At 64.3% G+C, this 9,891-nt stretch carries 9 protein-coding genes; 4 read left to right on the top strand and 5 right to left on the bottom strand.

Annotation, left to right across the window (positions count from 1 at the left end; translation table 11 throughout):
- Positions 1-48: 48 nt before the first annotated feature.
- Positions 49-960, bottom strand: a complete 912-nt coding sequence (locus tag ENZ75_RS10205) for a transcriptional regulator GcvA (protein WP_013530654.1) — start codon at positions 958-960, stop codon at positions 49-51.
- A 217-nt stretch (positions 961-1,177) separates the two neighbouring features.
- On the opposite strand from ENZ75_RS10205, the gene ENZ75_RS10200 reads away from it, so the two are divergent.
- From ENZ75_RS10200 to ENZ75_RS10190, 3 genes are all read left to right on the top strand, one after another.
- On the top strand, positions 1,178-1,360 hold the full coding sequence (locus ENZ75_RS10200) for a DUF1127 domain-containing protein (RefSeq protein ID WP_013530655.1): 183 nt from the start codon (positions 1,178-1,180) through the stop codon (positions 1,358-1,360).
- Positions 1,357-2,247: an NmrA family NAD(P)-binding protein gene (locus tag ENZ75_RS10195; protein ID WP_063168615.1), complete on the top strand. Its 891-nt coding sequence runs from the start codon at positions 1,357-1,359 to the stop codon at positions 2,245-2,247. The genes ENZ75_RS10200 and ENZ75_RS10195 overlap by 4 nt, the downstream gene beginning before the upstream one ends.
- Positions 2,248-2,388: 141 nt before the next feature.
- Entirely contained in the window at positions 2,389-3,945 is a 1,557-nt protein-coding gene (locus tag ENZ75_RS10190) for a serine hydrolase (protein ID WP_063168614.1), read from the top strand.
- Between the two features lie 28 nt (positions 3,946-3,973).
- Here ENZ75_RS10190 and ENZ75_RS10185 read toward each other — a convergent pair whose 3' ends face one another.
- Complete coding sequence (locus tag ENZ75_RS10185) at positions 3,974-4,909, bottom strand: hypothetical protein (RefSeq protein ID WP_013530658.1); 936 nt, start codon at positions 4,907-4,909, stop codon at positions 3,974-3,976.
- 159 nt (positions 4,910-5,068) lie between these two features.
- Between ENZ75_RS10185 and ENZ75_RS10180 the strand changes: the two genes are divergently transcribed.
- Entirely contained in the window at positions 5,069-6,181 is a 1,113-nt protein-coding gene (locus ENZ75_RS10180) for a KamA family radical SAM protein (protein ID WP_063168613.1), read from the top strand.
- 9 nt (positions 6,182-6,190) lie between these two features.
- Here the strand turns inward: ENZ75_RS10180 and ENZ75_RS10175 are convergent, their stop codons facing one another.
- From ENZ75_RS10175 to ENZ75_RS10165, 3 genes are all read right to left on the bottom strand, one after another.
- Positions 6,191-6,796 carry a 4'-phosphopantetheinyl transferase superfamily protein gene (locus tag ENZ75_RS10175; protein ID WP_063170289.1) on the bottom strand — a complete coding sequence of 202 codons (606 nt, stop codon included), beginning with the start codon at positions 6,794-6,796 and terminating at the stop codon, positions 6,191-6,193.
- 47 nt (positions 6,797-6,843) lie between these two features.
- Positions 6,844-7,293 carry a GNAT family N-acetyltransferase gene (locus ENZ75_RS10170; protein WP_244514318.1) on the bottom strand — a complete coding sequence of 150 codons (450 nt, stop codon included), beginning with the start codon at positions 7,291-7,293 and terminating at the stop codon, positions 6,844-6,846.
- On the bottom strand, positions 7,290-9,891 hold a 2,602-nt coding region (locus ENZ75_RS10165; protein ID WP_245481143.1), incomplete at its 5' end, for a Pls/PosA family non-ribosomal peptide synthetase. The genes ENZ75_RS10165 and ENZ75_RS10170, both read right to left, overlap by 4 nt.

Genomic DNA, 9,891 nt, shown 5'->3' with positions numbered 1-9,891 from the left:
GGGCTAGACCTCGAAGAGGTGCCTTTCACAAATTGAACCCTTGCCGCATCAGCCATCCTTCGTCGCACCGACCCAGTCGGCGGCCACTTCGGCAAACAGCCAGTCGCGGAACGCCTTGATCTTTTTCTGGCGCAGCGCGCCGTCACGGTAGACGACGTAGTAGCGCGAGGCGGATTTCAGCGCGAGATCGAAGGGACGAACCAGCCGCCCCGCAGCGAGGTCGGCCGAGACCAGCGCGCTTCGGCCGAGCAACACGCCTTCGCCATGCACCGCGGCTTCGACGGCGAAGGTGGCGGAATCGAAGCGCACGCCGCGCTTGGGATCGATGCCGTCCACGCCGGCCTGTTGCAGCCATGTTGCCCAGTCGATGCGAAAGGCGTCGTGGATCAGCTTGTGATGCCGGAGATCCCCGGGCTGGCGCAGCGGATGTTCGCCTTGCAGCAGTTCCGGGCTGCAGACCGGGAAGACCTCTTCATCAGCGAGAAACTCCGCCGTCACCCCGGTATAGCCGCCCTTGCCGTAGCGGATGGCGATGTCGATGCCGTCGCTGACGAAATCGGAAAGCACGCCCGAGGTCGACAGCCGCACGTCGATGTCGGCGTTTGCGCGGTGGAAGCGATGCAGCCTCGGCACCAGCCAGCGGCCGGCAAAACCGTCCGATGTGCTGACATTCAGGATGCCTGCCGTGCGGTCGGGCGTGGCGGCGATGGTGGCGGCGGCGATCTGGTCCAGCGCCGTCCTGACTTCCGATGCGTAGGCCGCGCCGACCGACGTCAGGCGCACGGACCTCGTTCCCCGATCGAAAAGCTGGATGCCGAGCCTGTCCTCGATGTTGCGGATGGCGCGGCTGACCGCGCCATGGGTGACGTTGAGCTCACCCGCCGCCTTGGAGAAACTCAGATGCCTGGCGGCAGCCTCGAAGGCGGGCAAGGCAGTGAGGGGCGGTAGTCTGCGCGGCATGGTCCACCTGTGAGTGTTGCTCACAAATCCTGCACAAAGAGTCGTTTGTCGTCCAGCCCGGAAATGTCCAATCTATAGGGGTAGCAGCGGATATTGATCGGCTTTCCTATCTCGCCGCTGCGCTGAACGACCAGAAACAGTGTGAGCAATCGTCATGCTTGTCCCCTTGCGGACGGCGTCGGCACGCTTGCGCCTACTGAACCACAGGAGACGAACCATGAAACCGATTCTCGAATCCATCAGCGCCGCGACGAGCGGTCTTGCACTCAGAGCCTCTGCAGTCGTCGAGCGCCGCCGGATGCTGCGCCAAGTTTCACGCTTCTCGAACCATCGCTTGCACGACATCGGATTCGAGCGCGACTGGGACGGCTCCATCCTGCGCAACGGGAGGTCGATATGACCAGCACCCTGATCATCGGCGCGACGGGGCTGCTGGGCAGCGAGATGGCGAAGGCCAGCGCCCGCAATGGCGATCGCCTGCACGTTCTGGTTCGTGCGGCAACAGCCGGCGATGAAGAGCGGCTGCGCCCGCTGAAGGAGCTCGGTGCCAAAATCCACGTCGGCGATCTCGACGACTATGACAGCCTTGTCCGCGCCGCCAGTGCGGTGGACCGCGTCATCAGCTCGGTGCATGTGCATTCGGCCAGCGAGATGACGCTGGTGCGGGCGCTGAGGGATGCCGGCGTTTCCCGCTATGTGCCTTCCGCCGGCTTCGGCCTCGACTTCGCCGCCGCCGCCCCGGGCTCGATCCCACCGCTCGATCTCAAGCGAGGCGTGTTCGACGCGATCAGGCAAGCCGATCTGCCCTACACGGTGATCTACACCAACGGCTTCTTTTCGACCTGGGTGGCGACGCTGGGCGATCTGATGCGCTTTGGCTCGTCGCCCTTGCCGCCCGATGAGGTGACGCTTTATGGCGGTGGCGATGTGCCGGCGACGTTTGTCAGCGAGAAGGACATCGCCGCCGTCACCTTGCGCGCGTTGAACGATCCCAAGGCCATCCGCAGCGAGATCCGCATCGCCCGAAACAAGATCACCCAGAACGAAATGATCGATCTGTGGCGCCGGGTGAGCGGCCGCTCGCCGCGCATCGTGCCTCAGAGTGCGGCGGAGCTTGAGGCGATGATCGCGTCAGCCCCCTGGCTTGGACTGCTGCGGGCATTCTGGATACGCGGCGAGACCGCGCTCGAGACGGCCACGCCGGAAGCCGGAGTGCTGTATCCGGAGCTGGCTTTCGAGACCATCGAGAGCGCCTTTGTTGCGATGGCGGACGCCGCTGGGCGGTAGGAACAGGAGCGCGGCGCTGAAGCTGACGTCGTCGGCGCGGCCGATGAATCCGGCTCGCGGCGTGAGCCGCCCGAGAAGGGCTGGTCTCACCCGTGCGGGCCTGTATCATGGTCATGTGAATTCCTGGGAGGAGGCTTGTGCATGCGGCTGAATCGGAATCTCTGCCAGTGGAGGGTTTGGGTCTTCATCGCCGCAATGGCGCTTTGGCCGCACGCGGCGCCGGCCGATAGCCTCACGCCCGAGCGCATCACTGCTGCCCTGTCGAAGCTCGAAGCGCTTGCCGAAGCCGCCGTCGCGGACGGTGCCGTGCCCGGGCTCGCCATCGGCGTCGTGCGCGATGACGAGGTGATCTTCCTCAAGGGTTTTGGGCATCGCGAGGCCGGCAAGCCTGAGATCGTCGACGCCGACACGGTGTTCCAGATCGCCTCCCTTTCCAAGCCGGTTTCCGCCACCGTCGTAGCGGCGTTGGTTAGCGACAGGATCGTGTCCTGGGATTCGAAGATCGCCGATCTCGATCCGGCCTTCAGGTTGGCCGATCCTTATCCGGCAAGCCAGCTCACCGTCCGTGACCTGTTTTCGCATCGCAGCGGGCTTCCAGGCACCGCCGGAGACGACCTCGAGGACATTGGCTACGACCGCGTCGAGATCCTGCATCGCCTGCGGTTCGTGCCGCCATCGTCGAGCTTTCGGGCCGGGTATTCTTACAGCAATTTCGGATTGACAGAGGGTGCCGTGGCAGCCGCGACACCGACGGGAAAGCCCTGGGAGCAGGTCGCCGAGGAGAAGCTCTACCGTCCGCTGGGCATGGCCTCCACGAGTTCCCGCCATTCGGACTTCGTCAAGCGAACCAACCGCGCCGCGCTTCACGTCAAGGTCGATGGCGCCTGGGCAGCGAGGATAGAGCGCGATCCGGATGCGCAGGCGCCCGCCGGCGGCGTCAGCTCTACGGCACGTGACCTCTCGCAATGGGTGCGCCTCATCCTCCACAACGGCGTTTATGCCGGCAAGACACTGATTGCCGCCGATGCGCTAAGCCAGACGCATGTTCCGCTGATATCGCGCGGCAACAACCCCGTCTCCGGCGGCGCATCGTTCTACGGCCTCGGCTGGAATGTCGAATTCGGCCGACACGGCCTGAGCTGGGGCCACGCCGGCGCTTTCAGCGTCGGCGCGCGTACCCTGGTGACAGTCTTCCCAAAGGAGAAGCTGGGCATAGTCATCGTCGCCAACGCCTTTCCGACTGGCCTGCCGGAGGGATTGTCCGACAGCTTCGCCGATCTCGTCTTCGACGGTAAGGTCGAGAAGGACTGGGTCAAGGCGTGGAATGATATCTATGCGGGCCTGTTCGGTCCGGTGGTCGCGGCGGCCAAGGCCGCCTACGCCGCGCCGCCGTCTCCGTCACGGCGAGCCGGGCCGGGCAGTGTCTATGCTGGCCGGTACGCCAACGACTTCATCGGCGACGCGATTGTGTCGAAAGCGGGAGACGACCTTGTACTCAAGGTGGGCCCGGCCGCCGGCCGGTCCTATTCATTGAGGCATTTCGACGGTGATCTTTTCCTGACCTTCCCCGACGCGGAGACGCCGGACAGCCCCTCGGGTGTAAGTTTCGTGGTCGGCGCTGACGGCAAGGCGTCGGCCATGACTGTAGGTTTTCTCGACGACAATCATCTCGGCACGCTGCAACGTGTGGGGGACTGACTTCCAAATCGACCGGTCCCGCCGGGAGTCAGGATGCCGGGCCGTATCGGAGCAGTTTGAAGCAATCGCCGTTGCCCGATTTCGTCTGTGCCAGCGAGGGCTTCGATCTGTCGATCCATTCCTGATGTGACCTCGCGTCGGCTTCGATCGCGTCGACCGGTGCAAGACTGACAAAGCTGCGTCCGTGGCTGAGAAGCCAGCACGCACGGCCGAGAAATCGCCTGCTGCGCTGGCGCAAGAGGTCGGCATCGTAGAAGATGTCGAGCACCTCGTGCTTGATCTTGCGCTCGGTTTCAGGATTGGCGATCGCAACCTCGATCGGCTCGCCGCCGATCGCATCCTGCAGGTCCTTGTAGTCGAGGGTGAGTTGGGTGATGGCATATTTGATCTCGCTCTCGTCGCGCACGATGTCGAACCATAGCGTCGGATCGAGCTGGTTGACGACGAACGACGACTCGAAATCGCGCGACAGGTTGAGGATGTCGAAGTCCCGGATGTCGACGTCGCGCTCAACCAGCAGGATTTCGCGGATCTGCTTGCCAAGCTCCGCTCCCTGCGCGCCGATGGCGGCGTTGGTTCCACCAAGTTCGGGACTAACGTAGGCCCCGCCGTCATCCAGCAGCGCGTCGAATTCGCCAAGTGACTCGACGAGGGGAGCGCCACGAGCGATGCGCGCCGCCAGCTTGGCCAGAACCTGCTGGAGATCCGTTTCGCGTCTGCGCTGGTCTTGGTAATTCTGCTGGAAAAAGAAGATGAACAGCGACACGCCGATGCCGATCAGGATCACGCCCAACTGCGAGAAGATGTTACGGTAGTATTCCAGCAGCTTTTCGCGATGACGCACGTCGTCGCGCACACTGTGGGCGACGCGCAGATTGACGATCAGCGACAGGATGAGCAGCCCAGTACCGACGAGGATGAGGCCGCCGATGAGCAGGTAACCATGGCCTGTGCTGAAGTCCATTCGTTTTCCCTGAAGCCCAGACTGCGCAGAATAGTGCCATTTTGGCTAAATACCTACGGATTTGCAGGCGGTGGATTTGATGGCGGCGACCACCCCAGAAGGTTGACCCGCCTGGCCATCCGGCCGATAGCTCCGCCAGAAACTGCCCCGAGAACCCTGATGACTTCAGACACGAACCTCCACGATGCACGCTCCGCCGATCCTGACACCGCCTGGCAGGCGGACGTCCGCGCCGGGGTGCGCCACGTCCGCGACCTTGACCGCCTCCCGCTGTCGTCAGCCGAGCGCGCAGCCGCCCAGGCCGCGGCGGCGAACCACAAGGTGCGCGCGCCCAAAGCCTATCTCGACCTGATCGACTGGAACGACCCGGCTGATCCGATCCGGGCGCAGGTCATCCCGTCTCCGCAAGAACTTGAGGAAGCGGAAGGCGAACTCGACGATCCGATCGCCGACCATGACTTCAGCCCGGTGCCGCGCTTGACGCATCGCCATGCCGACCGGGTGCTGTTGTTCCCGACCTACCAATGCGCGGTCTATTGCCGGTTCTGCTTCCGCAAGGAATCGCTGACCTCGATCGGCAGGGGTTATACGCGCGAGGCGCTGGAGCCGGCGCTGGCCTATATCGCGGATCACCCCGAAATCCGCGAGGTGATCCTGACCGGCGGCGATCCGCTGTCGCTGCCCGACAAGGCGCTGGCCGAAATCCGCGCGCGCATCGAAGCGATCGCGCATGTGCGGCTGCTGCGCATCCACACGCGCGTTCCGGTGGCGCTGCCGTCGCGCATCACGCCGGGGCTGGTTGCGGCCCTGCAGGGCCGGCTGATGGTCACCATCGTCACCCATTTCAACCACGCGCGGGAAATCACTCAGGCCACGGAAACCGCCTGTCGCACGCTGCGGCAAGCCGGCTTCGTGCTGCTCAACCAGAGCGTTCTGCTCAAAGGCGTCAACGACAGCGTCGAGGCGCTGGAGGAGCTCTGCCGCGAGCTGATGTATCGCCTCGGCGTCAAACCCTATTACCTGCACCATGGCGACCTCGCGCGCGGCATGGCGCACCGGCGCACGACGATTGCGCAGGGGCAGGCGCTGACCGAAGCGCTGCGGGCGCGACTGTCGGGCATCTGCAACCCCGTCTATGTGCTCGACCTGCCGGAAGGCGGCGGCAAGGTGCCGATCGGGCCTTGCCATGTCGAGGGACGGGAGGGCGAGAACTGGCGGCTGCGCGGGCTGGATGGCGAGGTGAGGGCGTATACGGAGATCGTTGGCGAATAGGACTGCGCGCTAACCCCTGTCTTTCTCGACAAACGCCAGCACCACCACGCGCGGGGCAACGCAGTAGGCGAGCCTGGCCTTGCGGCCTGTCTTCGTCGTCGCGTGGCCTGCGTTCAGGTCGACGGTGATGTCCTCATAGCCCAGCACCTCGCGATCGAGCGGATAGACGGCCTTGTAGACGGCTTCCTTGGCGGCAAAAAGGATGCGGCCGGCAAGATGCCGGTCGGCTGCGTCGGTGCGGTCCGCGGGTGTTGTCACGAGCGCCAAAATATCATCCGGGAGAGGCTGCGCGGGCTCGACGTCGATGCCGAGCGAGGCGATATCGCCAACCGGTGCAACCGCCGCTACCGCCATGTCGTCGTCGTGCGCGAGCGAACCCATTATTCCCTCGGGCCAGACCGGCGCGCCGGTTGGCGCGCGCAGGATGGCGACGTCGCCGACGCCAAGCTCCGCCAGCAGTCCGTGCGCGATCCAGCGCGCAGCGCCGCTGGCGCGCCGCATGGCAAGCTGGCGCGCCGCGATAGAGCGGGCTTCCATGGGCAGCAGATGGGCTTCATCGCCTTCGCGGATCAGGCGGCATCCGATCCGGACACCGCTCGGCGCGATCGCGGCCATAGCCTCCAGCAGGGTCGTTTCCGCCGATGAATTCGCAACGGGCGGCGTCAACGATCGACCATCGGCAGGACGGCGATCATTTCTCCGTCCTCGTCGATGCCTTGTTCCACGAAGCCGGCTGCGCGATAGAGGTGGCGTGCGGCCTCGTTCTCGGGCTCGTAGCAGATCGAAACCTCCCTGATATGGCCGAGATTTCCGATCTCGTCGAGCAAGGCGCGCAATGCGGCTTTGCCATAGCCTTTGCCCTGGTGGGCGCGGTCGATCATGAAGCGGTAGACCAGCGCCTCGTTGTCCGACGCATCGTACATCAGGAAACCGACGACACGGGTCCCAGCCATGATGGCGCGCGGCCGCGCGTCTTCGTCGGTTTCGGCTTCTTCGAGGGACTCCGAATTGCCGGCGACGAAATCCCTCTGCTCCGGAGCCAGTTCCAGGGCCGCCACCAGAGCGCGGTTGGCCCTGGTCACGGCAACGAGACGGATGTCCTCGGTGTTCAAGCCGATGCCTTGGCCGAGGACTCGGTGATCGGTTCGACGAAGCGATGCAGCTTGGCCGGGTTGCCGCGCCATATGGAGTTGGGCTCCAGCTCTTCGCCCTTCATGACGAAGGAGTCGACATCGACCACCGAACCTTCGCCCATGACAACGCCGTAGTGGACAAAGGCGGAGGGTCCGAGCGTGCAGCCCTTGCCGATGCGGATGAAGTCGGACTTGAAGGCGCCTTCTTCCAGCGAATGGGCCTGGATGACGCAGCCCTCGTTGAGGGTGGCGTCGTCGCCGATCTCCACCAGCGAGCGTTCTGTCAGATTGCTGCCGCCGTCATAGACACGGCTGCCGATCTTGACGCCCAGCATGCGCAGGATCATCGGCCGGAACGGCGTGCCGGCGAACAGCCGCACGATCGGCGAATCCGCCAGCTTCCAGTGGCGTTCATGACGCCAGAACGCGACGTCATAGATCGTCGTCATCTGCGGCTTCAGCCTGCCGAAACCAAGACTTGCCCGTTCCACGAAGATGTAGAACGGAATGGTGATCGCCGAGGTCAGCAGCACGGCGACGAACAGTGCGACTTCAGCCCATTCGGTGTAGTAGTTCAGCGCCCGGTCCCAGATCGCCAGCGTGGCGAACAGCATGACCCATTGCGTTGCCACGAACAGCAGGATCGTCACCAGATTGTGGCGGTTCTTCAATGGGATGCGCCGGCGCCGGTCGTCCTCGTCGATGCCGGCGATGAGTTCCTTGTCGCGGTTCACCATGCGCGGGATTTCAAAGGCAGGCGAACCCAAGAGCCCGACATTCTCGCGCAGCGGCCCGTCGATGGGGATCATCACCTTGGTGCCGAGCAGGACGTTGTCGCCGGTGCGGCCGTCCGGCGGATAGTAGATGTTGTTGCCGAGATAATTGCGCTCGCCGATCCTCGTCGGCTCGAGCCTGAAGGCGGCGGCGGATTTGTGCATGTTGATCATGAACAGCCCGTCCGACACCATGGTCTCGGTGCCGATCTCGCACAGAAGCGGGTTTTCGTGCTGCTGGTTGGAGCCGAAATTGGAGCCGGTCTGCACCACCTTGTTGAGATTCCAGCCGATCGCTCGCATGTAGTGCACGATGGCCGAGCTGTCGCCGGCCAGCAGGCCGAGCACGCGGGAATTGCTGGAGAATTCAGCGACGGTCTGCAGCCAGTAGCGGAAGCCGTACAGCGTGTAGGTGCGGCCTGGCTTCAACAGCAGGCTGACCAGGCGCGGCACCAGCGTCGCCGCCAGGAAGGATGCGGCCATGTAGCCGAACAGCGTCACCGTGGTGCCGATCGCGACGACGCCGATGGTTTCCTGGTAGTCGTCGCCGACATTTTCCCAATAGCTGTGGAACAGGAGCGGCAAGGGAGTGACGATGGCAAACAGGCCGATCAGCTGAACCGCTTCGAACAGGAAGCGCCGGATGTTGGACGGATCGACATTGCGCACCTTGCAATAGTCGGCCGTGGTCGGCACGGCCGGCGAGCCATGCCAGCGTTCGCCGTCGGGGATGCTTTGGCCGCGGTGCAGCGAGGACGAATGGCCGAGCTGGGCGCCGTCGCCGATCCTGGTGTCGATGTCGAGCGTCGAACCGACGCCGACAAAGGCATCGCGGCCGATGGTCAGCGGCCCGGTGTGGATATAGCCGGCCTGCGCCCGGAAGCCGAGGATCATCGATTCCTTGCGCAGGATGGTGTTGGCGCCGATCGAGATGAGATCCGTGCAGACGGGCACGGATTTCGATTCGATGACGGCGTTCTTGCCGAGCCTGGTGCCGAGAAGCTGCAGGTAGATGCTGTAGAGCGGGCTGCCGCGGAACAGCACGACGGGCGCGGTGCGGATCAACGTCTTGACCACCCAGAAGCGGAAGTAACGCACGCCCCAGATGGGAAACGCTTCCGCCTTCCAGCGGCCGACCAGCACCCATTTGGCGAGGACGGCAAAACCCGACATGCCGAAGAACACGGCGGCCGAAAGCGCCACGCACCTGATGTAGAGCTGCAGCGGATCGTCGAGCGCGTCGTACATCCAGTTGAGACCACCATTGATCGCCCACAGGGCGCCATAGCTGTAGAGCCCGTAGAACATCAGCTGTGCGGCGCCGCAGGTCCAATAGGCAAGATTGGAGGCCCGCCGCGTGAGGACGGGCTCGTTGGTGGCCGTCGTCATCTCGTCCGCTACGCCCAGATGCAGCGCCAGCCGCGCCACGGTCGGGTGGAGGTAGATGTCGCGCATGGACGCCGTCGCCCATTCCTTCCTGGTGCGCACACGGGCGCAGAAATGCGCCATCAGCAGCGAGTTGGCGCCGAGATCGTCGAAGAAATTGTCCTCGACGGACACTTCGTCGAACTTCAGCACCGCGGCCAGCGCGTCGGCCAGGAAACGCTCGTCGTCATTGGCGGGCGCGACCATGGCGCGATCGCCCGAAAGCCGCACGCTTGTCGGCTTCGGCAGCTGGCGCAAATCCACCTTGTTGGAAACCGTCATCGGGATCGCCGGCAGCTCCTCGAGATAGGAGGGCACCATGTAGTCCGGCAGCCGCCGCTTCATCGTCCTGGCGAGGTCCGCGCGCGAGATCGCCGTC

Origin of the sequence: Mesorhizobium sp. M7A.F.Ca.CA.002.04.1.1, from assembly GCF_004022805.1 — a bacterium.
In the GTDB taxonomy this organism is placed as follows: domain Bacteria; phylum Pseudomonadota; class Alphaproteobacteria; order Rhizobiales; family Rhizobiaceae; genus Mesorhizobium; species Mesorhizobium ciceri.
Note: the sequence above shows the minus strand (reverse complement) of the source record. Positions and strands in the feature narration are given on the sequence as shown.